30 protein-coding genes are annotated in these 25630 nt (G+C 46.8%); 10 read left to right on the top strand and 20 right to left on the bottom strand.

Going from position 1 to position 25630, the window contains the following annotated elements; all coding sequences use genetic code 11:
* Positions 1–88 precede the first annotated feature (88 nt).
* Positions 89–901: an SDR family NAD(P)-dependent oxidoreductase gene (locus ACFOEK_RS18175; RefSeq protein WP_386722897.1), complete on the bottom strand. Its 813-nt coding sequence runs from the start codon at positions 899–901 to the stop codon at positions 89–91.
* Positions 902–989: 88 nt separating this feature from the next.
* Positions 990–1400 carry a hypothetical protein gene (locus ACFOEK_RS18170; protein WP_386722896.1) on the bottom strand — a complete coding sequence of 137 codons (411 nt, stop codon included), beginning with the start codon at positions 1398–1400 and terminating at the stop codon, positions 990–992.
* A 210-nt stretch (positions 1401–1610) separates the two neighbouring features.
* Between ACFOEK_RS18170 and ACFOEK_RS18165 the strand changes: the two genes are divergently transcribed.
* Positions 1611–2486 carry a hypothetical protein gene (locus ACFOEK_RS18165; protein WP_386722895.1) on the top strand — a complete coding sequence of 292 codons (876 nt, stop codon included), beginning with the start codon at positions 1611–1613 and terminating at the stop codon, positions 2484–2486.
* 73 nt (positions 2487–2559) lie between these two features.
* On the opposite strand, the gene ureG is transcribed toward ACFOEK_RS18165, so the two are convergent.
* The 7 genes from ureG to ACFOEK_RS18130 all read right to left on the bottom strand — a co-directional run bounded on the left by ureG (position 2560) and on the right by ACFOEK_RS18130 (position 8242).
* Positions 2560–3192, bottom strand: coding sequence for an urease accessory protein UreG (gene ureG, locus ACFOEK_RS18160; protein ID WP_386722894.1), 633 nt, complete (start codon positions 3190–3192; stop codon positions 2560–2562).
* Between the two features lie 85 nt (positions 3193–3277).
* On the bottom strand, positions 3278–3964 hold the full coding sequence (locus ACFOEK_RS18155) for an urease accessory protein UreF (protein ID WP_386722893.1): 687 nt from the start codon (positions 3962–3964) through the stop codon (positions 3278–3280).
* A 12-nt stretch (positions 3965–3976) separates the two neighbouring features.
* Positions 3977–4504, bottom strand: coding sequence for an urease accessory protein UreE (gene ureE, locus ACFOEK_RS18150; RefSeq protein WP_386722892.1), 528 nt, complete (start codon positions 4502–4504; stop codon positions 3977–3979).
* Positions 4505–4773: 269 nt separating this feature from the next.
* Positions 4774–6492 carry an urease subunit alpha gene (gene ureC, locus ACFOEK_RS18145; protein WP_386722891.1) on the bottom strand — a complete coding sequence of 573 codons (1719 nt, stop codon included), beginning with the start codon at positions 6490–6492 and terminating at the stop codon, positions 4774–4776.
* Between the two features lie 49 nt (positions 6493–6541).
* The gene (locus tag ACFOEK_RS18140) at positions 6542–6847 is read right to left on the bottom strand and encodes an urease subunit beta (protein WP_386723080.1); all 306 of its coding nucleotides are present in this window, start codon (positions 6845–6847) and stop codon (positions 6542–6544) included.
* A 46-nt stretch (positions 6848–6893) separates the two neighbouring features.
* Positions 6894–7196 carry an urease subunit gamma gene (gene ureA, locus ACFOEK_RS18135; RefSeq protein WP_386722890.1) on the bottom strand — a complete coding sequence of 101 codons (303 nt, stop codon included), beginning with the start codon at positions 7194–7196 and terminating at the stop codon, positions 6894–6896.
* 164 nt (positions 7197–7360) lie between these two features.
* Entirely contained in the window at positions 7361–8242 is an 882-nt protein-coding gene (locus ACFOEK_RS18130; RefSeq protein WP_386722889.1) for an urease accessory protein UreD, read from the bottom strand.
* A 537-nt stretch (positions 8243–8779) separates the two neighbouring features.
* On the opposite strand from ACFOEK_RS18130, the gene urtA reads away from it, so the two are divergent.
* The 5 genes from urtA (at position 8780) to urtE (ending at position 14506) form a co-directional block, all read left to right on the top strand.
* Positions 8780–10078 carry an urea ABC transporter substrate-binding protein gene (gene urtA / locus ACFOEK_RS18125; RefSeq protein WP_386722888.1) on the top strand — a complete coding sequence of 433 codons (1299 nt, stop codon included), beginning with the start codon at positions 8780–8782 and terminating at the stop codon, positions 10076–10078.
* 154 nt (positions 10079–10232) lie between these two features.
* The gene (urtB, locus tag ACFOEK_RS18120) at positions 10233–11858 is read left to right on the top strand and encodes an urea ABC transporter permease subunit UrtB (protein ID WP_386722887.1); all 1626 of its coding nucleotides are present in this window, start codon (positions 10233–10235) and stop codon (positions 11856–11858) included.
* Positions 11859–11861: 3 nt separating this feature from the next.
* Positions 11862–13046, top strand: coding sequence for an urea ABC transporter permease subunit UrtC (urtC, locus tag ACFOEK_RS18115; protein ID WP_386722886.1), 1185 nt, complete (start codon positions 11862–11864; stop codon positions 13044–13046).
* A gap of 1 nt (position 13047) precedes the next feature.
* Complete coding sequence (gene urtD / locus ACFOEK_RS18110; protein ID WP_386722885.1) at positions 13048–13806, top strand: urea ABC transporter ATP-binding protein UrtD; 759 nt, start codon at positions 13048–13050, stop codon at positions 13804–13806.
* Positions 13807–13810: 4 nt separating this feature from the next.
* Positions 13811–14506, top strand: a complete 696-nt coding sequence (urtE, locus tag ACFOEK_RS18105) for an urea ABC transporter ATP-binding subunit UrtE (protein WP_386722884.1) — start codon at positions 13811–13813, stop codon at positions 14504–14506.
* A 58-nt stretch (positions 14507–14564) separates the two neighbouring features.
* On the opposite strand, the gene ACFOEK_RS18100 is transcribed toward urtE, so the two are convergent.
* A complete protein-coding gene (locus tag ACFOEK_RS18100; RefSeq protein ID WP_386722883.1) occupies positions 14565–14972 on the bottom strand; it encodes a hypothetical protein in 408 nt (135 codons plus the stop codon).
* A 3-nt stretch (positions 14973–14975) separates the two neighbouring features.
* Positions 14976–15851 carry a hypothetical protein gene (locus tag ACFOEK_RS18095; RefSeq protein WP_386722882.1) on the bottom strand — a complete coding sequence of 292 codons (876 nt, stop codon included), beginning with the start codon at positions 15849–15851 and terminating at the stop codon, positions 14976–14978.
* Between the two features lie 372 nt (positions 15852–16223).
* Here ACFOEK_RS18095 and ACFOEK_RS18090 point away from each other — a divergent pair, with 372 nt between their 5' ends.
* A complete protein-coding gene (locus tag ACFOEK_RS18090) occupies positions 16224–16937 on the top strand; it encodes a hypothetical protein (RefSeq protein WP_386722881.1) in 714 nt (237 codons plus the stop codon).
* Between the two features lie 128 nt (positions 16938–17065).
* Positions 17066–17440 carry a hypothetical protein gene (locus ACFOEK_RS18085; protein ID WP_386722880.1) on the top strand — a complete coding sequence of 125 codons (375 nt, stop codon included), beginning with the start codon at positions 17066–17068 and terminating at the stop codon, positions 17438–17440.
* Between the two features lie 7 nt (positions 17441–17447).
* Here ACFOEK_RS18085 and ACFOEK_RS18080 read toward each other — a convergent pair whose 3' ends face one another.
* Positions 17448–18107, bottom strand: a complete 660-nt coding sequence (locus tag ACFOEK_RS18080) for an XRE family transcriptional regulator (protein WP_386722879.1) — start codon at positions 18105–18107, stop codon at positions 17448–17450.
* A 107-nt stretch (positions 18108–18214) separates the two neighbouring features.
* On the bottom strand, positions 18215–18802 hold the full coding sequence (locus ACFOEK_RS18075) for a flavodoxin family protein (protein WP_386722878.1): 588 nt from the start codon (positions 18800–18802) through the stop codon (positions 18215–18217).
* A gap of 79 nt (positions 18803–18881) precedes the next feature.
* Between ACFOEK_RS18075 and soxR the strand changes: the two genes are divergently transcribed.
* Both soxR and ACFOEK_RS18065 read left to right on the top strand, forming a co-directional pair.
* Complete coding sequence (gene soxR, locus ACFOEK_RS18070) at positions 18882–19334, top strand: redox-sensitive transcriptional activator SoxR (protein ID WP_386722877.1); 453 nt, start codon at positions 18882–18884, stop codon at positions 19332–19334.
* Positions 19327–19503 carry a hypothetical protein gene (locus ACFOEK_RS18065; RefSeq protein ID WP_386722876.1) on the top strand — a complete coding sequence of 59 codons (177 nt, stop codon included), beginning with the start codon at positions 19327–19329 and terminating at the stop codon, positions 19501–19503. Before soxR ends, ACFOEK_RS18065 begins: the two co-directional genes overlap by 8 nt.
* Before the next feature lie 29 nt (positions 19504–19532).
* On the opposite strand, the gene ACFOEK_RS18060 is transcribed toward ACFOEK_RS18065, so the two are convergent.
* The 7 genes from ACFOEK_RS18060 to ACFOEK_RS18030 all read right to left on the bottom strand — a co-directional run bounded on the left by ACFOEK_RS18060 (position 19533) and on the right by ACFOEK_RS18030 (position 25486).
* The gene (locus ACFOEK_RS18060; protein ID WP_386722875.1) at positions 19533–20048 is read right to left on the bottom strand and encodes a DUF3299 domain-containing protein; all 516 of its coding nucleotides are present in this window, start codon (positions 20046–20048) and stop codon (positions 19533–19535) included.
* Between the two features lie 16 nt (positions 20049–20064).
* A complete protein-coding gene (locus tag ACFOEK_RS18055) occupies positions 20065–21327 on the bottom strand; it encodes an ABC transporter permease (protein WP_386722874.1) in 1263 nt (420 codons plus the stop codon).
* On the bottom strand, positions 21324–22013 hold the full coding sequence (locus tag ACFOEK_RS18050) for an ABC transporter ATP-binding protein (RefSeq protein ID WP_386722873.1): 690 nt from the start codon (positions 22011–22013) through the stop codon (positions 21324–21326). Before ACFOEK_RS18050 ends, ACFOEK_RS18055 begins: the two co-directional genes overlap by 4 nt.
* Before the next feature lie 141 nt (positions 22014–22154).
* Entirely contained in the window at positions 22155–22793 is a 639-nt protein-coding gene (locus tag ACFOEK_RS18045; RefSeq protein WP_386722872.1) for a ZrgA family zinc uptake protein, read from the bottom strand.
* Positions 22794–22946: 153 nt separating this feature from the next.
* Positions 22947–23819: a substrate-binding periplasmic protein gene (locus ACFOEK_RS18040; protein WP_386722871.1), complete on the bottom strand. Its 873-nt coding sequence runs from the start codon at positions 23817–23819 to the stop codon at positions 22947–22949.
* A gap of 34 nt (positions 23820–23853) precedes the next feature.
* A complete protein-coding gene (locus ACFOEK_RS18035; protein WP_386722870.1) occupies positions 23854–24330 on the bottom strand; it encodes a transcription elongation factor GreAB in 477 nt (158 codons plus the stop codon).
* A 382-nt stretch (positions 24331–24712) separates the two neighbouring features.
* A complete protein-coding gene (locus tag ACFOEK_RS18030; RefSeq protein ID WP_386722869.1) occupies positions 24713–25486 on the bottom strand; it encodes a ferredoxin--NADP reductase in 774 nt (257 codons plus the stop codon).
* Positions 25487–25630: the final 144 nt, after the last annotated feature.

Genomic DNA, 25630 nt, shown 5'->3' with positions numbered 1-25630 from the left:
AGATTACTCTCAGCACTTTCCGCATAACTACTCCTATCCTTAGTCTATAAAGATAGTTGAATGTGGGTTTCTTAGATGCCTGATATTGTTAGCTTTTGTGATATTTCTGTTGAGCCTTTCGCCCTTTGTTTTGTAAGACGACAACCAAGCGGTCAGTTAAGCCTGGAAACAGGTTTCCAAGTTTCGCAAACACCCCTCGGCTGAACGGAATCATCACTTCTGCCGGTGCCTTTGGAATCACTTTATCAAACAGTAACAGTTCAATGTCTTCAACTCGTAAGACCTTATTGCCAGAAAAGGTCATAGCGGCCTCGTCGTAGCTTTCTTGCAAACTGAGCATGGGAGTTTGAATAGCATCCGGGCACACAACAGACACCTTCACACCGTGCGGTTTAAGTTCATGTCGAATCGCAAGGCTGAATGCCCGAACGGCGTATTTAGAGGCACTGTAGAGACTTAACCCCGGAACCGGAGCCAACGCAGCGGTAGAAGCGATGTTAATGATGTGACCAGAACCACGCTTAACCATGTACTGACCGATTCGCTGGCTGCCAAAGATTAGCCCTTTGACGTTGATGTCGAGATGTCGATCGACTTCTACCGTTGTCTGTTCGTGGGCATACCCCGGCTTGAGGTAACCCGCTACATTAAGCAGGTAATCTACCTGAGCCCAACGTTCTTCTACTTGCGCTAACAAAGCTGTCCATGCCTCCGCAGAAGTCACATCCAACGCCGCACAAAATACCGATTCTTCCGGCCAGAGTTCTTGTTGCGCGTGAGTAATTAACGCATCGTAGTTGATGTCCGTAGCCACCACACGGTAGCCACGTAAATAGAATGCCTCGACCAGATACCTGCCTAAACCACTGGCACACCCGGTAATCCATACCACTGAAGACATGGTCGTCCTCCTGAAAGAATTTGATCATTAAATTTATGAGCTTTTACTCATAAAATCAAATAAAGTATCAGAAGGGACATCCCAAAAATTAACTCAGTAGTCGTCGTGATTCCATCATAACGCTGTCGGCCGTGCCCTGACGGTTATGGCGTTCAAGGAATTGAACCAAGGTAGACAATGATCGTTCACAAATGAAACGCATTTTTTCCTGCCAGGATTCGGTGCCTTTAACACTATCCGTCACCAACGCAAGAAACTTGTAATGCGCACGAGAGAGGTATTGCTCTGCCTTAATTAAATCGCCCGACATGGCGAATGCATGAGAAGTGTTCTGACAGGCAATAAAGTAATGCTGGAAACAACGTTCATCGGTACAGCGCTCACAGCATTTTACTTTAGATTCTTGATCCACAATCACTTCAAGGTATTCAGCGGCGATGGAATAACAATAGGCGGCGGTGTGATACTGGCTACGAAAGTAATACTCATTACCTTTCATGAGATAATATTCCCATTTTCGGCACGCTTCCGTGTTTGTCTTTGAGTTACTTTTTAGTCGTCTGAACATGATATCACTTCCAATAATGATAATTATTCTCATTTATAGCATAATAAGAATAATTCTCAAGTAGAAAAATACCAGCGCCTCAAAGTAGAAAGCCCTAAGATTTCATCTATCCTCAAAAGAAAGACTTTTTGAATGAGTTTTATGAAGCGCACTCTCTATTTTCTTCTCTTCATCAGCGTTGCCATCAATGCAACAGCAGAAACCGTTGTTTTAGCCAAACCCAAATCCGAGAAAGACCCAAGACAGGTTTATATTCTTGCCCTTCTAGACTCTGCCTTAAACTATGGGCTCACTGAAAAAGCGTATCCAGTGGTGTATAGCGAGAAAGTGCACAGCCGGGCTCGACTTAAAGAAGTAATGCGCGAAGGTCGAATGGTTGACGTACAAGGTACAGCGACCCGTCCGGACTGGGAAGAGGATTTACTAACGATTCGAATCCCCATCTATAAAGGTCTATTAGGGTATCGGGTTTTCTTAATCAATAAGGAAAAACAACCCAAATTTTCAGCCATTACCAAGCTTGAAGAACTAAAAGCGATGGAAGCCATTCTCGGCTCACAATGGTCAATTACACCGGTGTGGAAAAGCTACGGTTTTCATACCATCACCAATGTCGATTATGAGAGTTTATTCAAGATCATCCACTTTAACCGTGCCGATTACTTTCCTAGAGGCGCCAATGAAATTTTGCAGGAATACAATAAATTCCACCCTGCCTATACGAACCTCAGCATCGAACGGGATTTGGCCATTTACCTGCCTTTACCCATGTACTTCTTTGTGACCCCGCACAAACCAGAGCTGGCAAAGCACCTGGAAACGAACCTGGAAAAAATGATTGCTGATGGCGAGTTCGACCGTTTCTTCCTCAAACATTTCGGCCCTATCATTCATCAATTGAAAATGAACAAGCGCCGTACTTTTTTCCTGAAAAACCCAAATCTGCCAAAAGAAACACCACTGCATCGCAAAGAGCTGTGGTATTCCAATAAATTGCACATAAAAAACGCGCTCTGATTCAACATCAGAACGCGTTTTTATGTTCCCACTGACAATGTTTTCACAAGAAAAGAACGGATCTGTTATTCGTTCAATCTTTCATCAAGCCCGTTTCACGCAACATGCCTTGTTCAATGATAAAGCGAACAATCTCTTTCACGCCCTGACCACTTTTCAGATTAGAGAACACGAAAGGACGATCACCACGCATCTTCTTGGCATCTCGATCCATCACCTCTAAAGACGCGCCCACAATCGGAGCCAAATCCGTTTTGTTGATGATCAGCAAATCCGACTTGGTAATGCCTGGGCCGCCTTTACGCGGGATCTTATCGCCAGCCGATACGTCAATCACATACAAAGTTAGATCCGACAACTCCGGGCTGAAGGTGGCCGACAAGTTATCACCGCCCGACTCCACCAACACCATCTCCAAGCCTTCATGACGATCCTGAAGCTCTTTGACAGCAGCCAAATTCATGGAGGCATCTTCACGAATCGCTGTATGCGGACAACCACCGGTTTCGACACCCAAAATACGGTCTTCACTCAAGGCTTCATTGCGCGTTAAGAACTGCGCGTCCTCTTTGGTGTAGATGTCGTTGGTAACGACCGCAATGTTGTAATACTCACGCATCTCACGACACAAGGTGGTTAATAACGCCGTTTTACCTGACCCAACCGGACCACCAACACCCACGCGTAATGTTTGCTTACTGCTCATAATTTTTTCTCGCTTAACTTTTTCTATATTCTAAAAATCAAATTCGTTTACTAATGTTCAAAAGCTCTGTGCCCCTGAATCTAAATCAAGATCTAAATAATCGGGAATACTGATGCTCATGCAGCGACGACGACATAGCTAGGCCAACCAAGCCCGACCCTATTTCTTCATCCGATAACATCATTGCTTGCGTCACCACATTATCAATCACCGGGATTAAGCGTCGCATGATTTTCTGCCCATCGGTCTGCCCCATTGGCATGGCTTTACTGGCTGCAGCAATCTGGTTTTCCAACCACGCCCAACTGAAACCGATCAGACACTCTTCTACTGGAATCTCGGTCAACACGCCATGCAAGGCGTACATCGCCACCACCGACGGCTTATCCAACCATTCCAGCTTTTCTTCCTGGCTGGAAGCATCAGCGTCTTTGAGTTGAGCCAAGTGCCACTGCTTAAAAGCTGCACCCACTTGCACGTCTTCCAGATACAACTCTTTGGTTTCCCGAAAGGCCAACAGCATGTCATTCCAGTGAATAATCGCGTCCCGATCTTCCGCCTGCCAAGCCAGATGAAGACGCTTCAGAATCGGCAGATCAACGCCTGCAATACCGAACCTGAGAACTGACTCAATCCACTGCTCGACATCCGTCGCCGTCTTACACCAGCCTGCATCCAGGGTATATTCCAACCCTTGCGAATAGGCAAAGGCCCCAACCGGCAAGGCTGGACTGGAGATGTGCAACAGGCTCAATAAACTGGTGGTTTTCATTCGAACGGCACTCTAGTGTTGATGATCGTGTGAATGGCTATGGGAATGATCATGACCATCAGAATGAGAATGCCCATGCGAGTGGCCTCCGTGAGAATGACCACCATGCTCACCGTATGCGCCATTCTCTGGTTCAAACGGAGCTTGCTCGTGTTTCACGTCCAGACCCAGCTGACGCAACATGTCATCCAGCACGTAATCGTTCTGATAACGCAACCAGCCGTCGCCTACCTGCAAAGGCACATGACGATTCCCTAAGTGATAACAGGCGCGAGCAAACAAATGTGCATCTGCTGTTGAAGCCGTAGTGACTTCTTCATTCGCCGCAACCACTTTAAAGAGTTCACCCGACTCGGCTTTCAACACAGTGCCGTCACGCATCACTTCACCACGCTCGACAAAAATACCCACATTCAAGCCGCCAGCCGTTACCGCTTTTAAACGACCCCGTTTGCGCTCATCAAAGGGTAAACAAATAGTGTCTTTGATCTCTGCCCCTTCGCTCTCGGCTTGGGTCAGTTTTTCTGAAATTGTAATCATAAATATCCAGATATTTAAATAACCTTTTCCTAAACAAATACTTTGTTTTCACACAGCTATCCGTTCGGGAAAGTTCACCAGAAAGATGACAGGATTTAAGATTTTCTGCCGAACGACATGGATGTCGTGAGCGATCAGAGGCACACGGATGTGCCTTCTGATCGAGCAAAGAAAAGCTGAATCCTGTTAACTTTCCATAATATTTCTTATCTTTTCTAACCTATTTGAATTACTGGCTAGAAAACTTGCCCACTAAAACAACTTGTCCATTAAAAAAGATAGTACCGCTGCGCTAATGGCAACTCTTCCGCAGGCTCGCATTTCAACTCAACGCCATCGGCTTTCACCACATAGGTTTGCGGATCCACCTCCACCGTCGGTTGATAATCGTTTAACACCATGTCCGACTTACGCACCGAACGACAGTTCTGTACTGGCGTTAAGGTTTTCTCCAAACCAAGATGCGACAGGGTGTCTTTCTCAATGGCCGATTTCGAAACAAACGCCAAACTGGTGGCCGAGACCGCTTTGCCTAAGGCACCGAACATGAAACGGTAATGGACAGGCTGAGGCGTTGGAATCGACGCATTCGGATCCCCCATAGGCGCAGCCGCAATCATTCCGCCTTTCATAATCAGAGATGGTTTGGTGCCGAAAAACGCCGGTTTCCACAACACCAAGTCCGCCAGCTTACCGACTTCAACCGAGCCCACATGATCAGCAATACCGTGAGTGATCGCCGGGTTGATGGTGTACTTGGCAATGTAACGACGCGCGCGGAAGTTATCCGCGCCCGATACCGTTGTGGTATCCACATCCTCGGGCAGTGCGCCACGTTGCACCTTCATCTTATGTGCGGTTTGCCAGGTGCGAGTAATCACTTCACCGACACGGCCCATTGCTTGGGAGTCGGAAGAGATCATACTAAACGCACCAAGGTCATGAAGAATGTCTTCCGCCGCAATGGTTTCACGACGAATACGGGAATCAGCAAAGGCCACGTCTTCCGGAATGTTCGGATCAAGGTGATGACATACCATCAACATGTCCAAATGCTCGTCCACCGTATTGATGGTGTATGGGCGGGTTGGGTTAGTTGAGGAAGGCAAAACATTGGATTCACCACAGGCTTTGATGATGTCCGGCGCATGACCACCGCCCGCACCTTCGGTGTGATAGGTATGAATCACCCGGCCTTTCAATGCGGCTAATGTGTCTTCCACAAATCCAGATTCATTCAGTGTATCAGTGTGAATGGCCACCTGAACATCCAGCTCTTCCGCCACCGACAAACAACAGTCGATAGACGCAGGCGTAGTGCCCCAGTCTTCATGCAGTTTTAAGCCAATGGCACCGGCGTCTACCTGCTCACGTAACGCTTCTGGCAAGGACGCATTCCCTTTCCCTAAGAAGCCGATGTTCATCGGTAACTCATCCACCGCTTGCAGCATCTTGCCAATGTGCCATGGCCCCGGCGTACAAGTGGTCGCGTTAGTGCCCGTGGCTGGGCCGGTGCCGCCACCAATCATGGTGGTGATGCCCGACATTAAGGCTTCTTCGACCTGTTGCGGACAGATGAAATGAATGTGCGCGTCGATGGCACCCGCCGTCAGAATCTGACCTTCGCCTGCAATCACTTCAGTGCCTGGCCCGACATTAATGGTCACGCCCGGTTGGGTGTCCGGGTTACCCGCCTTACCAATGGCACAAATGCGGCCATCGTTAATCGCAACATCGGCTTTGATAATGCCGGTTACGTCCAAAATCAAAGCATTAGTAATTACCGTATCCGGTACTTTGTCTGAAGTATCCTGACTCTGGCCCATGCCATCACGAATTACCTTACCGCCACCGAACTTCACTTCATCGCCATACACGGTGAAGTCTTTCTCTGGTGAAATGAATAATTCGGTGTCGCCCAAACGTACTTTGTCGCCGACGGTTGGGCCGTACATATCTACATAGGCTTTACGATCTATGGTTGTCATTGTGTTCGTCCTATCCCTTTTACTTTGCCAGCTTCATACCTTACCAACCTCATACTTTACCCATCACGTCACCACGGAAGCCGTATACCGTTTTCGTGCCCGCATACTCCACCAGCTCAACCTCACGGGTCTGACCCGGCTCGAAACGCACCGCTGTGCCCGCCGGAATGTTCAAGCGATAGCCCTTAGTTACATCACGATCAAATTGAAGGGAAAGATTGGTTTCGTAAAAATGATAATGAGAACCCACCTGGATGGGGCGGTCCCCCGAGTTCGACACCTGAACCGTCACCGTCTTACGCCCTTCATTCAAAACAATCGGTTCATCCGCGACTATGTATTCACCAGGAATCATCTTGCTGGTTGAACTTGTATTACTACCCCCTGCCATAACATTCTCCTTATGCAATCGGATTATGAACCGTCACCAGTTTGGTACCGTCCGGAAAGGTCGCTTCCACTTGCACTTCATGCAGCATGGCATCGATACCGTCCATTACTTCATCACGACTGATCACCTGACGACCTTCGTTCATCAGTTCGGCCACGGTCTTACCATCTCGCGCACCTTCCATGATGTACGCCGAAATCAGGGCAATACACTCCGGATAGTTCAATTTAACGCCACGTTGTCGGCGCTTTTCTGCTAACTCGGCTGCCACAAAAATAAGCAACTTATCTTTTTCTCTGGGTGAGAGTTCCATAACGTCCTCGTTGAGTGATCCATAATCATGCAGCGACTAGACAACAACTAACCATTTTTAGTGCAGCTCATGATTTATCATTAATAAAAAACTTAACTTTTTGTTCTGTCTGCTTAAATCAGCTACTAAGCTGATCAAGCAATCAATAATCCTGTATCTACGGATTAGGTATTCCAAACTCTTGGCGGACACGCACCACGTTGGTTTACCTCTTCACGCACCCACGCCCAATATTGGGCAAACACTTTTTTCGCGGTTTCTGAGCAAGCGCCAAGATAGCGCACAACCGTAATGCCTGGCTTTGCCGTTACAGACACCAACGCACCTTTGGCCATACCCTCCAAGGTGTCTCGTTGTTCTTCGGTTAGTTCAGATAAGTTATCCGAGGTAATCATAAAGCTGCCAAACACCGGCTGACCGGCCAAACCAGAACGCACCTTCATAATGCCCGAGTCGGCATCAATCACATTGTTCTCAATATGAACTAACCGCCCCGCTCGCTTAATGGATAAGAGCTGTCGTACCGAGCCGCGTTCAAACCAATCTTCGCTGCTTGGCCTGCCCATACAGACGATGTCCCAGCCAACAAAAGTACCTGCCGATTCCAGTTCTACTTCGGTTATCAATTCACCTTTAGCACCATCAAAGACAATGGTTTCCTGAGGAAGCCATTCCATCACCGCGGCATCGGCCACAGTAAGATGCACCTTTTGATACTGCTTACGTTCAGTGATGTTGTTATAGACCTTGCCTGCTGATGGCGTGGTTACTAAGGCTTGCGCTTTCGGCCCAAGGTGAAACCCGATGGTGAGGTAATCCCCGGCAACTAACCCGCCCGGAGGGTGCAACAAGTACAAATGACTGCACACATCACCTTCCGGATAAAACGGTCGTTGCACACGTAACGGCCCAAAGCTGTCTGTTCGACCCAGTCGTGTCTTTCCATCCAGATACACCAATTCCGCTTGATAGTTCGCTAGCCAATGTAGATTGGGATCGAGCTTTGGCGCTCCTACCGGTGCATCCACCATAGTTTGATCGTTCAACGGTCTTCCTTAATCCTGAAAAAAATCGAGCTGACAAATACATAGCAAAGTGTTTGCCAGGTAAATAAATAACCATATAGACAATTTTTTAAATTACTTTATTACCTGCAACACCGCACCCAACCTGCACTCTGCTAGTGCAGAACTCCTTTGAAATAAATAAGATAATTGTCGTACTAAATGATTTCTGAACCATCTCAGTGCCACACCTAAAAGTAGTGCACCAAAATACCGCACAAACAAACCAAGTAGACAACTTTTATTTGAGTTAAGCCCCACAACCACAAGCTTTAGCCAAGTATGGCACAGCCGTTGCTGTAACCAAGATCAATCGACTCAGCTCGAGACTCACAATCAAGAGGTTAAGGTTGGCTAACCAAGCATAAGGAATACACCACCGACACAGAAAAGGACATTCAGAGGCAACCCAATTACATAACCGCCCGTTCTTTTCTTCGCTCGATTCCGTTTGGTTTAGCCAACCCCATAAGTACCAACATACAAAGAAAATGACTCATTAAAGAACAAGGAATCACGATGAAAAGCATTAAGAAACTTTCGCAATTTTCTGCATTAGCGCTTTCTGTATCATTTGGCTCTGCAGTAATGGCAGCTGACGACACCATCAAGGTCGGTGTATTGCACTCCCTTTCCGGCACCATGGCGATTTCTGAAACGACGCTAAAAGATACCGTGCTGATGATGATCGAAGAACAGAACAAAGCTGGTGGCTTGCTTGGTAAGAAGCTTGAACCTGTGGTCGTAGACCCGGCGTCTAACTGGCCGCTGTTTGCAGAAAAAGGTCGTGAGCTGCTTTCCAAAGAAAAAGTAGATGTGATCTTCGGCTGCTGGACGTCTGTTTCTCGTAAATCTGTGCTTCCGGTAGTTGAAGAGCTGAACGGTTTGATGTTCTACCCAGTTCAGTACGAAGGGGAAGAATCCTCGAAGAACGTGTTCTACACAGGTGCTGCGCCAAACCAACAGGCCATTCCAGCGGTGGATTACTTAATGAGCGAAGAAGGTGGCAGTGTTACCCGCTTCGTACTTGCAGGCACCGACTACGTTTACCCTCGCACCACCAACAAGATTCTTGAAGCCTACCTGAAAGCCAAAGGCGTGGCTGAGAAAGACATCATGATCAACTACACGCCGTTCGGTCATTCGGATTGGCAAACCATCGTAAGCGACATTAAGAAGTTCGGCGCAGCAGGCAAGAAAACAGCGGTTATCTCCACCATCAACGGTGACGCGAACGTACCTTTCTACAAAGAGCTGGGTAACCAAGGCGTTTCTGCCGAAGACATTCCAGTAATCGCTTTCTCGGTAGGTGAAGAAGAATTGTCAGGCATCGACACCGGCCCTCTGGTGGGTCACTTAGCAGCCTGGAACTACTTCCAGAGTGCTGAAAGCGACGTCAACGAAGAGTTCATCGAGAAATGGCAGAAGCACGTTGGCAATGAAGACCGCGTAACCAACGACCCAATGGAAGCCACTTACATCGGTTTCAAAATGTGGGCAAAAGCGGTTGAAATCGCAGGTACTGAAGAGGTGGATGCAGTACGTGACGCCATGTATGGCATCACAGTCTCTAACCTGACTGGCGGTACAGCAGTAATGAACACCAACCACCACCTGACCAAGCCGGTGTTGATTGGTGAAATCCAGGACGACGGCCAGTTCGAGATTGTGTGGCAAACCAAGAAAGGCGTGATTGGGGATGCTTGGACGGATCACTTGCCAAGCAGTTCTAAAGTGGTTGCCGATTGGACCGCACCAATCAACTGCGGTAACTACAACATCGAAACCAGCGTATGTTCTGGCCAGAACTACGAATAATCGATCATTAGATCACTCTGATGCTTCAGGTCAAAAGGGACTTGGCCTGAACATCCTTTAAAGCATTTCCTCCGAACTCTATATATGCCTGCTCAATGGGTAGGGGTATTTTTGGTTCTGAGATCATGAATTGAACGTATCTTTGGAATACATCATGACCAGGTTCAAACTCATTTTCGCGTTGTTCTCATCGCTTCTTCTGGCAAGCCTCAGCTACGGCTCGCCCGCATCCATAGAAGCCCAGTTTGAAGGGCTGAAATCCAAAAAAACCAACGAACGCATTGACGCCGTTCAAGCCATTGCCACCACCGGCGACGCACAGGCCACCACAGTGCTGAGCCAAATGCTGGAAGGCAAACTTTATTACGTTAAAGCCACTGGCCAATTTGTTTACATTGAAAAAGGTGAAGGTAAGCAATACACCGCCTACAGTGCTCTAACGAATGAAGTCATTGGTGACTTTAAGAAAAGCAAACTGAAAAAAATTAAAGTAAACAACAAGATTCGCGGTGAAATTCGAACCGCACTTGCCGGTTTACAGCTCAACGCTAAAGACGAAGACACTCGCCTGACTGCGGTTCGCAACCTCAGAGATGCGTTGGACGCCGAACTATTACCAACACTCGCTGCCAAGCTAGACACCGAAACTTCATCCAGCGTTTTGGAAGCCATCGAAACCACCATTGCGGCCATCCAGCTTAAGCACGGTGATTTAGCCACGCAAACGTCGGCCGCCGCACAATTGGAAAGCAGTGACGACCCTAAAGTACTCGCGCTGCTTAACCAAACCAAAGCACAACTCGGCCAAACTGACGCCAGTGCGGAACAAAAAGCCTTCATCACCGCCATTGATAAATCCATTGAAGCCATCGAATCCCGTCAGGAACTGTACGGCGTTGCGGAAAACCTGTTCTTTGGTTTGAGCTTAGGTTCCGTGCTGTTACTTGCTGCAATTGGCTTAGCCATTACCTTCGGTGTAATGGGCGTAATCAACATGGCCCACGGCGAGATGATGATGCTGGGCGCCTATACCACCTTCGCCATTCAATGGCTGTTTCCGAACTTCATTGATTATTCCTTATTCATTGCCATTCCTGCTGCCTTCCTGGTATCCGGTTTGGTGGGCATTCTGATTGAACGCACGGTGATTCGTCACCTCTACGGCCGCCCGCTGGAAACCCTGCTGGCCACTTTCGGTATCAGCTTAATTCTGCAGCAAGCCATTCGTACTTTGGTATCACCACTGAACCAAAGCGTTGAAAACCCAAGCTGGATGAGTGGTTCCCTGGAAATCACCGAATCCTTCGCGCTGACCTACAACCGCCTCTACATCATCATCTTCAGTGTGATTATTTTCTTCGCCTTGATGATGCTATTGAAAAAGAGCTTGTTCGGTCTGCAAATGCGTGCCGTGACTCAGAACCGCGCGATGGCGAACTCCATGGGCATCCGTTCCAGCTGGGTCGATGCACTGACCTTCGGTTTAGGTTCGGGGGTTGCCGGAATCGCTGGTGTGGCGCTATCTCAAATCACCAACGTGGGGCCAAACCTCGGCCAGAACTACATCATCGACTCCTTCATGGTCGTGGTGTTCGGCGGTGTCGGTAACCTGTGGGGCACCTTGGTTGCGGCCATGGGCTTAGGCGTGGTCAACAAACTGATCGAGCCTTGGGCCGGTGCTGTGATCGCTAAGATCATCGTATTGGTATTCATCATTCTATTCATTCAGCGTCGCCCGCGTGGTCTGTTCGCGCTGAAAGGCCGAGCAGTGGAGGGTTAAGCTATGAATAAAGATTCCTTCTTAATGAAAGACAAAGCCGGACTAAGAATGCTCTCCATTCTGGGCGCCGCCTTAGTCATCATCACCTTTTTAAACCAAGCGGTGCCAGAGGGTAACCCACTGCACATGAGCACCTACACGGTGACACTGTTTGGTAAGTACTTGTGTTATGCCCTGCTCGCCTTGGCGGTAGATTTGATCTGGGGTTACTGCGGAATTCTGTCACTCGGCCATGGAGCCTTCTTCGCACTGGGCGGTTATGCCATGGGCATGTATTTAATGCGTCAGATCGGTGATCGCGGTGTGTATGGCAATGCTGAACTGCCGGACTTCATGGTGTTTCTGAATTGGCAGGAACTGCCTTGGTACTGGCAAGGCTTCGACATGTTCTGGTTCGCCATGCTGTGGGTATTGCTGGCACCAGGAATTCTCGCCTTTGTATTCGGTTGGCTGGCGTTCCGCTCTCGCGTAACCGGCGTTTATTTGTCGATCATCACTCAAGCCTTAACTTATGCCTTAATGTTGGCCTTCTTCCAGAACGACATGGGCTTTGGCGGCAACAACGGCTTGACCGACTTTAAAGACATCCTTGGTTTTGATCTGCAATCCGACCAGACCCGTATTGGCCTCTTTCTCTGCTCCGGCATCGCCTTGGCCCTGGGTTATATTCTGTGTCGTTGGATCGTGTCGTCTCGCTTAGGTCGTGTGTTAGTGGCGGTGCGTGATACCGAAAGCCGAACGCGTTTCCTGGGATATCGTGTGGAACATTACAAGTTGGTGGTCTTCGTATTATCCGCGATGTTAGCCGGTATCGCAGGTGCCTTGTACGTGCCGCAAGTAGGCATCATCAATCCGGGCGAGTTCTCCCCGATCAACTCCATTGAGTTAGTGATCTGGGTGGCCATGGGCGGACGCGGCACACTGTACGGCGCCATCATCGGAGCCATCTTAGTGAACTACGCCAAGACCTGGTTTACCGGCGTACTACCCGATGCCTGGTTATTCATGCTTGGCGCGCTGTTTGTAGTAACGACGCTGTACCTTCCAAAAGGCATCGCTGGTTTGTATACGCAAATCAAACAACGTCAGGCTGAGAAAAAAGCGACGTCCGGTAATGATTCAACATTCAAACCGGACTCCACCAGCAAGTCAGCACCAAAAACCACCGAATTAGTAGAGGAGGTGTAACATGGTTGATAAGCATATTCCTAACGACACTATCCTCTATCTTAACGGGGTGAGCGTTAGCTTCGATGGATTTAAAGCCATCAATGGTTTATCCATCGTCTTAAAAGAAGGTGAACTGCGTGCCATCATCGGCCCCAACGGGGCGGGCAAAAGTACCATGATGGACATCATCACCGGAAAAACCCGCCCGGACGTCGGTGACGTGTATTTCAAACAAGATATCGACCTGACCAAACACGACGAAGCCGACATTGCGAACTTGGGCATTGGCCGTAAATTCCAAAAGCCATCGGTGATTGAAACACTGACAGTATGGGAAAACCTCGAACTAGCCTTGGCGGGCAATCGCACCCCATGGCAAAGTCTGGTCTTCAAATTAACCAACAAGGACAAAGATCGCTTGGATGAGATGGCCAATTACATCAATCTCGGCGATCAAAAGAATACCCTGGCGGGGGACATCTCCCACGGACAAAAGCAGTGGTTAGAAATCGGAATGCTATTACTGCAAGAGCCCGAAGTACTTCTGGTGGATGAACCCGCTGCGGGTATGACCGACGAAGAAACCTTCAAAACCGCAGACCTGTTACGGGATGTGGCAAAGAGTCGTTCGGTCATCGTGGTTGAGCATGACATGGAATTCGTGAAGGCACTGGACTGTAAAGTCACCGTGCTGCACGAAGGCTCCGTGTTATCGGAGGGGCCATTAGATGTGGTTCAGCAGGATGAGCAAGTCATCGAAGTATATTTAGGGAGATAACAGCATGCTCACAGTAGATAACATTGATATTTTTTATGGTGCTAGTCAGGCGCTTAAGAAAGTCTCCCTGACCGCAGAAACAGGTAAAGTCACCACGGTACTTGGCCGCAACGGCGTGGGCAAAACCACCTTGATGAAATCCATCACCGGCCACTTATCCCCTCAGTCCGGCGACATCACATGGGAAGGCAAAGCACTCAACAAACTGGGCGCCGCCGATCGTGCCCATATGGGCATTGCCTCTGTGCCACAAGGCCGTGAAATCTTCCCGCAACTGACCATTCTGGAAAACCTGCAAACCGGCTTTGCCTGCTTGCCACGTTCCGAACGACACATTCCTGATCATATCTTTGAACTCTTTCCTGTGCTCAAAGACATGCTCAAACGCCGTGGCGGTGACCTCTCCGGCGGCCAGCAACAACAACTTGCCATCGCCCGCGCATTAATCACTCGCCCTAAACTTTTAGTCTTGGATGAACCGACCGAAGGCATCCAACCTTCAATCATCAAAGACATCCAACGCGTGATTGCCATGCTTCGCGACCAAGGCGAAATGGCCATTGTATTGGTAGAACAGTATTTGGATTTCGCCAAAGAACTGGCCGATGACTATCTGGTGATGGACCGTGGTGAAGTGGTGCTATCCGGTAAAGGCGAAGACATGAACGAAGAAGAAGTCCGCTCGTTTATGATGGTTTAAGGTTTTGTTCAAACGGGCTCTTGAGGAAGAGCCCGGTTGTCATATTAATGCGCGGCTATTAGTGACATTCCAATGAACCCAGTTTAGATCCGCTAATATCAATGGAGCAATTCAAGTTATCTTCTTCAGGCCCTCTCAGAGCGAACAATTGGAGTTCAAACTCAAAGGCACTGTTAGATATCCTCGGATTGTTGAAGCTGACTGCTGCAAAACCATCACTAAACGACTTGCCGTTAAAATCACAAATATCCAGTTTATCAACCAATGCCCTGTTATTACTCGGATCAAGTAACTCTGTTCGAATGCACGGAAAGTCAGACTCCGTACTGAACACGGCAAATCGAAAGATGTAATCACCAATCCTGGATGTTTCGAGAGAGTTGATATAAGAAGGAATGTTAACTTCACTTGCTTGAACAATAAAAGACAGGCTTAAACCCAGTACCATTGAAAACCAGCTTTTCATTGATTATTTACCTTTTAAAAAAGCGACGCGTCTTTGAAACCTGTCATTCGGAACACTCTTCCACTTAGATTGATCACAAATGGCCTTACTGAAGGATTCTAAATCATTTTTTGCAACATGAACTTGTAAAAACTTACGAGTACTTGGCTTATAGTCTCCGCGATATTTCAGATCAACTAACACATCTTTGATTTTCTGATCTAACTTATCCCAGTCTACTGTTCCATATTCTTTAATCACAGCTTTTAAGTTACAGATTCGCTTCACTTCTGTTTCTTGTTCTTTATACACAATCTCAAACAGCTTTAACTGAGCCGGAGCTGAGATTTCCCAATCTAAAAGATCCTCTTTAATGATAAAGTTGAAAGCATCCTGCCCCGATTTTCTGGCCCCTTTACTAACTTTGACTGCATATGAACTTTCAATGCCACATGAAGATAGAGAAGAGGCTACAGCAGCTTGTTTTCGCTCCTTCATATCAAACCCTCTACCAATTGTAAGCCCCGAAAATGCAGAAGGAACATGTAAAATCCGACTATGATAGATACCCCCTTCCTGCCCTTCAGCATCAAAGGTCAGCCAGCCTACCTTAGGCTTAGATATTGCTACTTTAGTTCTTGTCTCTTTAAGGGTAGAAATTAGACCTTTCCAGGATCGTCCGTTTGGATCAACACGACCATCTGGCTTTTTAAGCTTTAATTCATCCTGTTGAAAGCTGAGAATTGCACTACTTAGGCTTTCACTTACTTTGATAGAAATAGGAAGAACCTTCTTCTTTTTTGAGCGTAACCAAACATTCAACAGAGCAGATATAACCCTCACATCGTCTTGGTTATTTTTTCCTTTAAGTCCAACAGATCCAATGATCTTTAATCTCATTATTAATATCCTTATTAAAATATTGCGGATAGTATTGTGCTCTTCACTTAGAAATCAACTACGAAAATATTCCTATTATATTCAATGTGTTAGCTAGTTCTAATATATAAGATTGTTAGGGAACATCTAACAAGGAAAGTGCATGACTACCCTTACTTTACGTGGATTCGGAATCTTAGGCATTTTGCTATTTTTGCCTTTCTCTGCGACATTGTGTTTAACTCAGCCAAAGTAACGACCGAGATTATCAATGGCATATTAACAGCCATTGGGAGCACACTATCGATAGTGTCGTGCTGATACTGAAACATCCATCAAACGATGCTTCAGAAAACGCACTTTCGTAATTCTCTTCATAGATAAAGCCAAGACATGAAATTTCCGGAACTGAAAGCATTAAGCGAAAAACATTTACTCCCCCTCGTCACAGAGAAAGGGGTCTCATTTGATGACATTTCCAAGTGCATCGGTTTCAAGTATGTCGTTGATGATGTGAGTTTTGGTGTAGGCACAACCTTCAGTGATTACAACACGTCATTTGGATGCCTAGGCTTTGGAGCAAGTATTACATTCCCGAAAGTGGCTGAGATATTGACTCCACTGTTGGTTAAGCACCAGCTTTTAAGCAGCAATCATTTAAAGCTCTTACCAACGACCATCGACTCTCGTTTTTACAAGCACGTTGGTAAGGCCATCTACCCGCATAATCCTAATCTCCGCAACAACCAAGAAATCATTGTCAGCAACGAAACCGAAGCCCAAGTATTTCTGGATCACTTCATTAACTTCTATAAACAAGAAGCGTTGGTTTTCTTTGAAGAGTTTGGGACGTTACAGAATTTTGCCCAGTTCTTAGCCGGTGTTTCGTTCGATGATATGTTGATTCAATTTGAAGACGATTATGATGCCTTCCTCCTGAAAGCAGTTGTCTTACATCTAACTAATCACCCTCAATATGCTGCTTACATGGATGAAGTGATCGCTTCAAATAAAGCAGACTACGAGGATGATCCCAGCGAAGAGGTTAACCGGTGGTATTACGAAGCCAGCTTGGAGTTGATAGAGATTTTGGATGGTTTGGGTTAGATCGTCCCTCTTTGCATTGTTCAAAACTTCTTTCTCACGATTTAAATCTAAGATGCTTATGTATTATTGAATACCAAGTAATTTTCATGGGATATTTTGAAAACACACTACTTTAAGGAAAATACCAATTGGCTAACGATTTTGAGCAAAAGTATTTTCGTCAACCTGGTTATTGGATTGCAGAACTTGAACTAAACCTTCTAAGATCTGAAATCACCCTATCATTAATTGCAAACCCAGATACAAAGGAAGTTGATGGAGTAATCAAGTTCACTCAAATTTCAGAATACGATGGCGAGTTTAACTTAAGTGAGGATGATCCCCTATGCCTAGATATGCTGATCGGTATTTGTTGCACAGACTCACCTAAAGGCAAAAATTATTGCATCAACTTTTCCGTTGGTGAGATTTCATTCATCAGCCAAAAAGAACCGTCTGTAGAATGGCGCGCCCCGAATAAGGGTCATTTATATCTTCTACATAAAGAACGTATCAATCGATGAATTTTCTTTAAGTAATCTTCCGCCCACTCCAGATCACCTTACCCGCCACTCGGTACAGCTCTGCGTTCTGCGGGTCAATCATCCAAGATGGGTAATTCGGATTATCACTGATCACCTGAATGGCGTTTTTGTCGGACTTCAATCGTTTGGTGACCAAGCCATCTTCGGTCGTAATAAGGTAAATGCCTTCTCGGTTTACCTGTTGTTGAGACATGTCGACCAGAATCATGTCACCGTCTTCGAGCGTCGGCACCATGCTATCGCCGTTAACGGTGACAAATGCCAAGTTCTCAGACGACACTCTCAGATGCGAAGACAGCCAGTTTTTGTTAAAGCCAAAGTGTTCGACTATATCTTCACTTTGTACAAGTGCCCCGGCTCCGGCACTGGCTTCCACATCAAACATAGGGGCAAACACCAAGTCTTTGCTGGACGCAGTGCCTGCTTTCTGCCCGCTGCTCTCTTCCCCTGTCAGCAGCCAATTCAAATCTACTTTGAATTCGTCATACAGCTCTTGCAGATACGCCATCGAAGGGCGACTGGCACCTCGGCAAATACGATAGATATGAGACGCTGATTTACCGGTTAATTCGGCAAACTGCTTTTTATTACCCTGACAAATTTGATCGACAACTAACTGGAAACGACGGGAAAAAGGCGTGCTCATACTGCGGACAACTCATGAGGTAATTGAAAGGGCGCGTAGTATACGGATATCTGGGAAATGGTACATAGCACAGCTACATACCATTCCGAAGATCAATCCCCTTATTACTAAACCATCGCCTCCGAAGGGCTCTCCAATGCCAACAATTCAACAAACGAGTTAACCTCGTTACGATGCTTAGCCCCCTCATAGCCTTCACTACAATTGAGATGCAGTTGCCCGACCAGTTCCATATCAAAGTAGGTATACACATGACGAAAGAATTCATGAAATGCCGGCGAAACCTCATTCTTAACGGAAGTCGCCAGATAGAAACCACGTTTGCCTTTAAGCGCCCGGCCTTTGTGCTTGAGTTCCGGCACGTCGCAAAGCTCGGTAATCCTGTCAATCAGTGCTTTGATATTGGCAGTGACCCCTGCCCAATACACCGGGCTGGCGAAGACGATATTCTCTGCGGCTAAAATCTCTTCCACCAGCAGATAAAAATCATCCATAGGGTATTCATTCTGATAGTTGTATGGGGTGATGTTCAGCTGATCGAGATACACCAGTTTGGCCCCATCGCAAAGCTGTTGAACATCCTTAGCCAGTTGAGCCGTATTGCCATCATCTCTGGCACTGGAAAAGATGATTAACGTAGTTGTTGGGTGATTGGCTTTCTGTACATTCGTGTTCTCCACATTGGTATGCATCATGGTCTTTCGTCTCCTTGACTATTGAGACGAAACAGCATAAAACCTCAAGTTAACTTCAGGTCAAATGGAATTTTCACTCGTGACGAAAAAATCTCAGGAAGCGCTTTCATTATCGGTAGGGCAAGTCGCCAAACGCACCGGCGTGGCAGTCTCTGCATTACACTTTTATGAGCAAAAAGGGTTGATTCGTAGCTGGCGGAATTCAGGTAATCAAAGACGATTTAAGCGCGAAGTGCTTCGAAGAATCTCCATCATCAAGGCGGCACAAAAGCTTGGGATTTCTTTGGAGCAAATCAAGCAGGCGTTTGCTTCTCTGCCGAATGAACGCACGCCCACTAAGGATGACTGGACGCAGCTTTCAAGCTATTGGCATCAACTGCTGGATCAGCGCATCAGCCAATTGACACAACTGCGAGACAATGTGACCGACTGTATTGGCTGTGGGTGCTTATCTTTGAAAGCCTGCCCACTTTACAATGAAGACGATAAGTTGGCCGAGCTGGGCGAAGGCGCTCATTTATTGTTTGAATAGAGCATCAGGATCAAACGTCGAGGGCTACACCGACATAGATAGCGACAAGAACTTCCCGTATAAGAAAGACTTTTCCATTAAGTTTGATATTGAGATTTATAAGATGAAAGAAAGCGGTGAATTAAATGAAATCATTAACCGCTTTGTAAATCATGATCTAAGCGAGTGAACAAAGATCACTGTTCGGCGAATCCGCCGCTATTCCTCATACGCCTTAACCAAGGTTGCCGTCATTGAGTAGCTGGACGCGCCCATGCCGTTATCAAAGGTTTCGAGCTTAAGCTTGCCTTCGATAATGAATGGATACCAGATGCCTTCCACTTCTGCCCCTTCAGGAAACTTCACATGAATCATTTGATTTGGTGGCGGAGGCGGGACGTGAATACACGCACCCATGTAAGGCGCTAAGAAAAATTCGGTCAACTCACCTTCGTTGTTGGTTTCCAGTGGCACCATGTATCCGGCGATACGAACGTTTTTGTTCTCAAAGGTATCCACGACTTTACTGGAAAACATCACTTCCGGCATCGAGCTTTTATCGAAAGGGTTGTCATGCGTGATTTCCGGCATATTTTCCAACGCATCGATGTCTTCTTGCGGCATCAAATCCAACCACTTCACTTCTACCGGGCTATCCGCCGCCGTGGCGACAGATACAAATAAGGCTTGAGCCATCAGTACGGTAGACAACAGTAGGGAAACTAAATACTTCATACATTTAATCTTCTTGTTAGGTTCGGACGGTCAGTCCATCAAATAAACTATTTTTATAGGCTCGCCAGCCAGGAATCAAGCTCATCATTAACGCAGCGAGAATAATCACTGAAATAATACCCGCTTCTTTAATAGTTGGAGCACTGATGCTGAGATTAATTCCAAACCATTCGACAAAATACGGGCTTAAGCCATATAAGCTGAGATAGAGGCAAGCCCAGCCCAATGCCGCGCCCAACAAGGCAATCGACAGCGCCTCATTAATCAACAACACAAAGATGTGGTGCGGTCGAGCCCCCACCGCACGCAGAATCGCAATCTCTCGACGACGCTCCTGCAATGACGAAAGCATGGTGATCATCATACCTAAAAGCGTACTGAACACCACCAAGGCCGACACCACCAACAAAGATTTCTCGGCAATGCCGATCAACTGCCAGAGCTCTTGAAGCGTTAAGGCCGGCATGATGGCCAATAATGGCTCTTCCCGGTATTCATTAATCGCCCGTTGTAGCTGAAACGCCGCCATTCTCGATTTCAACCCCACAAACGCAGCAGTGATGGTTTCCGGCTCCAGATCCTTGCCTTCAAAATCCTGATGATTGAGTTTCAAGCTCTGTGCCGTGGGCGAACCACTTTGCCAACCTTCATGAATGGCTTCGATACCCGCTAACGGCACAAATAACGTCCGATCAGACGGCGTCCCCGTGGGCGCTAACACACCAACGACTTTGAAGGGTAAATTATCATGCTTTACAAAACTGACGGTGCCGGCGCCATGGGCAATCACAATATCGTCGCCCAACTGATAACCAAGTTTCTTGGCCACTTCCGCCCCTAACACCACATCAAAAACATTTTCAAAGGCAACGCCTTGAGCAAAGGCTAACGATTGCTTGGCACCGTATTGAATGTGTTGAAAATACTCCGGGGTCGTCCCCAACACGCGAAAGCCCTTGTGGGAATCGCCCAGAGCAATTGGCACCGACCACGCCACAGAGCGACTGGATGCGATGTCCTGATAACTTTCCCAACTGATGTTATTGGTGGCATTACCAATTCGAAAAACACTGTAGAGCAACAAATTTACCGGGCCAGAACGAGCTCCAACGATTAGATCAGTGCCAGACACCGTAGAGATAAAGCTTTGACGCGTTTCCGTACGAATTTTTTCCACGCCCAGCAAGAGCAACACACCCAACGCAAAGGACAGCACGGTTAATACACTGGTGACTTTTCGGTTGGCCAGACTCTTCCAGCTCAATGCCCATAAATTCATTGCTCACCCTCCTTTTGATCCGACCAGTGGACCACATCAGCAATGTTAACTTCCCGATCAAACAAGGGCGCCAAGGTACGATCATGGCTGACGAAGATCAGCGTCGCACCGTTGGTATGGCATTGATTAAACAGCAGATCGAGATAACCGTCTCGGGTCTCTTCATCCAGCGCGGAGGTAGGTTCGTCAGCAATGATAAGTTTAGGTTTGCCAGCCAGCGCTCGTGCGGCAGCGACACGTTGTTGCTGACCGATACTTAGCTGCGTTACCTGTTTCTCTGCCAAATCATTCGCGATACCCAGCTCTTTCAGTAACGTTAATGCTTCCGCTCTGGTGATTTTACGTTGCTTCGAAAAACGACCGGTGAGCAAGACATTCTCCACGGCCGTTAAATAAGGAATTAAATTGAACTGTTGAAAGATCAAGCCCAGGTGATCCGCCCGAAAGCGATCCCGCTGTTTTGCAGACATTGACTGTAAATCTTGCCCCAGCACCGCCAAACGGCCAGTGGATGCAGTGGTCACGCCACCAATCAAACTGAGTAATGTGGATTTCCCCGAACCACTGGCACCTTTTAAAAATACGCGTTCTCCAGACTGCACAGACAGCTGATCCACACGCATGCTGGGTGATTGGTCAGACCATTGAAACTCTAACCCTGAGATATCTAAAACCAGTTCCGACATAAGCTCTTTCTTGAACGTTAGTTTCTTAGGCGTTCGTTCTCTTAAGCGTTAAATAATGTACGCCAAAAACAAAAAACGGCAGGACAATAATCCTACCGTATGACAATCAGGTTACAACCTAATTAATGAGAGACTTGATACTTAACGCAACGTCATGGATGCACTGTTTGGCGTCAGTTCAGACTTCTTCACAGCTTCACCGAACCAGCTAGCATCGATCTCCTGTAAGCTTGGCGCTTGCTTAAACAGCAGCACCGTCAGTTCTGTTAATTGTGATGGCTGCTCACATTCGAAGTGATAGGTGATTTCAAACTCACTGTGACCTTCATGTTTTTCATGATCGTGTTCGTCATGATCGTGGTCTTTGTGGTCATGATCTTCATGAGCGTGCTCTTCATCATGATGCTCGTCATGCTTATCGTGATGATCAGCGTGTTCTTCCTCAGCAAGTAACGCACTTTCAATCTTTGCATGCTCAAACTGACAACGAGCAGCGTCGTTGAAAGACACGACCTTTTGTCCTTGCTCTAGGAGTTCATGAATGGCTTCGATCTTGTCTTTTTGTGCTTGAGTTTCAGGTTGATGTTCGAAGCCCACCATATCCATTGCCGGAATTTCAAACGACAGCTCAACTTCCTTGCCTTCTTGTGCGGCATTCAATATTGCATGTCCATGGACGTGCGCCTCATGCTGACGCAATTCAGCAAAGGCCGCATTCGTTAGCAGTGCCCCAGCGACACAAGCAATGCTCAGCGATAAACGAGACTTCATAAATTTCATAACACCCACAACTCCAATCGAATAGGTAATCCAGCGAAAAAGAAATACGTTATAACATAACATTTAAAGATTGAACAAGCATGAGTGATCAATGTGACAGTGACGTGACTCGTAAAAAAATCAGGACAATAAAGAACGGTATTAGATAGACGGCTACTCTTCGATTGAAAAGTTATTCAACTCATTCAGATCCAAAGTGAACGGCACGATCAAGTCATCCAGACCATAGGCCGTAAGCACATCCGTCCATTCTTCGTTGTGCGGTAAGGAAGAGATATAAAAATTAAGCAATTCACTAAGATGACTGTAGCCTGGCGTCATCAGAATATGGCGGCTGTAAGTATCTTGAGGCACAAACGATTGATAAAAGATCGAATCGGGGTAATCCGGTTTCGCATAGTTAAACACCGTCTGCGTGATCACCATGGCGTTGATTTTTCCATCCAGTAAGCGCTGTAAGTTGATGCGATCATTATCAACGTCCGTTCGTTTGATTTTTCCTAAGGACACCAATTGATCAACCCCATGATAGTAGTGGCCTTTCAATCCTCCTAAATGCAATCCGACAAGCGACTTAGGCTCAACGTATTCCACCGGTGTTTTAGCCAAAGAAATGATGGCGTCGTTGTCCCAATAGATGGGGGAAGTAGCCGAGAAATAAGGCCGATCGAATAAGCGTTTAAACCACAGCTCATTAGCCCACAAGACCAACCCTTGTCTTCCTTCTTTCAGCAAGGCATTCAGATCCGGACGATCCATAGGTTTCAATGTGAAGTGAATTTTCAGGTCAGGACGTTGCTTACGAAAGAAGTCATTCAACTGCTCCACAAACACCACTGAAAAGCCTTGGTGGCCCTTGTTATCTTTGAAGTAGAAAGGCTCCCAGTTGTGGTACTGATAGACTGGCACATGTATAACCTGAGAGGCCTCTAGGTTACGGGGCTGCAATAAACATAAAACAACAAAGAAAATCGTAACAACCATCCATTGACGAGCGACGACAGACTGTAACGGGTGCCACAACATACCTAGACCTTTATGGAGTTTTATTTTTCTAAGCTTAGCTGATCCTTACAACTTCGACAGTCTGATTCGAACCAGGCAACTCAAATTCATCGCCATCATAAGCGCCCATCATACACCTTGCCAATGGTGCGTCAGGGGTGATGAGGTGTACTTTTTGTTCCTCAATGAGCAACTCCAAGCCACCAGCACAAGGCCCGATAAAGAAAGCCTTAGTCGTGTCGTCAGGGTAAGCTAACTCCACATACGCAGACAAGGCGATTTCATCATCCGAGGTAAAATTACGAAGCGTCATATTACGATAACGTTGAATCATGGCGTCAAGATCAAAGACGCGCTGAGATTGCCCATGGGCAAGATACGAGGCTTCCAAGCCCACGGTATCGTATTGTGTTTCAGGCTGACTCTGCTCATGCGTTGCCAGGTCTCTTGCCTCATTGGCGGACTTTACGGCTAACGCATGTTGATTTTCGAGTTGTGAGAGAATGGCGTGGCGGATAAGTTCTTTATTCATGCCGCGAGTTTAACAGGAAGCAAGGAAAGAGAACCAGGGGAACCTCTGAACAAGTCCGCTCTAGCTCAGCGGGCGCTAGAAACACGTTAGAACAAGGCGAGCTTCGTAGAGAATGTCTAGACCTTTTCAAGAACTTCAACACTGTTATAACGTGTTTAAAGCCCCGCCCTTCGGGGCCTTAAGAGAAATGCCTCTTTTTTGTTGCGGCTTTTTGACGTAACCCGTTATGCCTTCAAAAGCGCGCCTCAAATAGACATTTCTCTTAGAGGCCTGAGCAGAGAGGGACTTATTCAGAGGTTCCCCAGATACTCTTTCCTCTTCGGCACCGATAAAGCGGGTACCACAAAAAATAATGCAGAGAATGACCTACGCTACTTTTTCACTATTTTTCCACAAAGGCACGTTCAATCACGTAATGCCCTAATTCACCGCCTCGGGTTTCTTTGAAACCACGAGCATCGAGCATGGCTGTTAATTCATCCAACATCGCAGGGCTACCGCATAACATAAAGCGATCGTGTTCCGGATCAATCTCAGGTAAGCCAAGATCCTCAAAGATCTTACCGCTATCAATCAAGTCTGTCAGACGACCCTGGTTTTTATAACCCTCTCGCGTCACGGTTGGATAATATTTGAGCTTCTGCCGAATCTCTTCACCAAAATATTCATTATTCGGCAGCTCATTTTCGATCAGATCCTGATAGGCCAACTCAGACACATAACGGACGCCATGGGTCAGAATCACATTGTCGTACTGCTCATAGATTTCATGGTCTTTGATGATGCTCAAGAAAGGCGCTAACCCCGTGCCTGTACTCAGTAACCACAAATTACGACCTGGCAGCAGATTATCTGAAATCAACGTCCCCACCGGCTTCGTGCCCACCAAAATTTCATCACCTACTTGCAGATTTTGTAAGCGTGACGTCAGCGGGCCGTCCTGAACTTTGATGCTGAAGAATTCCATCTCTTCTTCGTAATTCGCACTGGCAATACTGTACGCACGCAACAAGGGTTTGTTTTCCACTTCCAGACCAATCATGGTGAAAAACCCGTTTTTGAATCTCATCCCTTGGTCACGGGTGGTTTTAAAACTGAATAAGGTTTCATTCCAATGATGCACACTGGTTACCGTTTCTCGAATCAGTTTACTCACTATAAGGTCTCCTTCTGCTCATCGGCTCTGAATGGCGTTGGTTGTGGCACTCAGATTACTTGCGTTTGCTATGCTTTACACTGTATTCTGCCACCTTAAATCTGTAAAACAGATTATTTTTATTTTACATATCGGATTTACAAA

It is taken from the genome of Litoribrevibacter euphylliae (assembly GCF_042646085.1).
GTDB classification, from domain to species: Bacteria; Pseudomonadota; Gammaproteobacteria; order Pseudomonadales; family Litoribrevibacteraceae; genus Litoribrevibacter; species Litoribrevibacter euphylliae.
This window is presented reverse-complemented; position numbering and strand designations above follow the sequence as displayed.

Coding starts and splice junctions, on each gene's coding strand:
- ureG (WP_386722894.1), bottom strand. CDS start 3,192: ATGAGCAGTAAGCAAACATTACGCGTGGGTGTTGGTGGTCCGGTTGGG.
- ACFOEK_RS18095 (WP_386722882.1), bottom strand. CDS start 15,851: ATGAGATTAAAGATCATTGGATCTGTTGGACTTAAAGGAAAAAATAAC.
- urtD (WP_386722885.1), top strand. CDS start 13,048: ATGGTTGATAAGCATATTCCTAACGACACTATCCTCTATCTTAACGGG.
- ACFOEK_RS18140 (WP_386723080.1), bottom strand. CDS start 6,847: ATGATTCCTGGTGAATACATAGTCGCGGATGAACCGATTGTTTTGAAT.
- ACFOEK_RS18155 (WP_386722893.1), bottom strand. CDS start 3,964: ATGAAAACCACCAGTTTATTGAGCCTGTTGCACATCTCCAGTCCAGCC.
- ureA (WP_386722890.1), bottom strand. CDS start 7,196: ATGGAACTCTCACCCAGAGAAAAAGATAAGTTGCTTATTTTTGTGGCA.
- ACFOEK_RS18165 (WP_386722895.1), top strand. CDS start 1,611: ATGAAGCGCACTCTCTATTTTCTTCTCTTCATCAGCGTTGCCATCAAT.
- ACFOEK_RS18045 (WP_386722872.1), bottom strand. CDS start 22,793: ATGAAATTTATGAAGTCTCGTTTATCGCTGAGCATTGCTTGTGTCGCT.
- ureE (WP_386722892.1), bottom strand. CDS start 4,504: ATGATTACAATTTCAGAAAAACTGACCCAAGCCGAGAGCGAAGGGGCA.
- ACFOEK_RS18075 (WP_386722878.1), bottom strand. CDS start 18,802: ATGATGCATACCAATGTGGAGAACACGAATGTACAGAAAGCCAATCAC.
- ACFOEK_RS18080 (WP_386722879.1), bottom strand. CDS start 18,107: ATGAGCACGCCTTTTTCCCGTCGTTTCCAGTTAGTTGTCGATCAAATT.
- ureC (WP_386722891.1), bottom strand. CDS start 6,492: ATGACAACCATAGATCGTAAAGCCTATGTAGATATGTACGGCCCAACC.
- ACFOEK_RS18175 (WP_386722897.1), bottom strand. CDS start 901: ATGTCTTCAGTGGTATGGATTACCGGGTGTGCCAGTGGTTTAGGCAGG.
- ACFOEK_RS18035 (WP_386722870.1), bottom strand. CDS start 24,330: ATGAATAAAGAACTTATCCGCCACGCCATTCTCTCACAACTCGAAAAT.
- ACFOEK_RS18090 (WP_386722881.1), top strand. CDS start 16,224: ATGAAATTTCCGGAACTGAAAGCATTAAGCGAAAAACATTTACTCCCC.
- urtE (WP_386722884.1), top strand. CDS start 13,811: ATGCTCACAGTAGATAACATTGATATTTTTTATGGTGCTAGTCAGGCG.
- urtC (WP_386722886.1), top strand. CDS start 11,862: ATGAATAAAGATTCCTTCTTAATGAAAGACAAAGCCGGACTAAGAATG.
- ACFOEK_RS18060 (WP_386722875.1), bottom strand. CDS start 20,048: ATGAAGTATTTAGTTTCCCTACTGTTGTCTACCGTACTGATGGCTCAA.
- ACFOEK_RS18040 (WP_386722871.1), bottom strand. CDS start 23,819: ATGTTGTGGCACCCGTTACAGTCTGTCGTCGCTCGTCAATGGATGGTT.
- ACFOEK_RS18100 (WP_386722883.1), bottom strand. CDS start 14,972: ATGAAAAGCTGGTTTTCAATGGTACTGGGTTTAAGCCTGTCTTTTATT.
- ACFOEK_RS18050 (WP_386722873.1), bottom strand. CDS start 22,013: ATGTCGGAACTGGTTTTAGATATCTCAGGGTTAGAGTTTCAATGGTCT.
- urtB (WP_386722887.1), top strand. CDS start 10,233: ATGACCAGGTTCAAACTCATTTTCGCGTTGTTCTCATCGCTTCTTCTG.
- ACFOEK_RS18055 (WP_386722874.1), bottom strand. CDS start 21,327: ATGAATTTATGGGCATTGAGCTGGAAGAGTCTGGCCAACCGAAAAGTC.
- ACFOEK_RS18170 (WP_386722896.1), bottom strand. CDS start 1,400: ATGAAAGGTAATGAGTATTACTTTCGTAGCCAGTATCACACCGCCGCC.
- urtA (WP_386722888.1), top strand. CDS start 8,780: ATGAAAAGCATTAAGAAACTTTCGCAATTTTCTGCATTAGCGCTTTCT.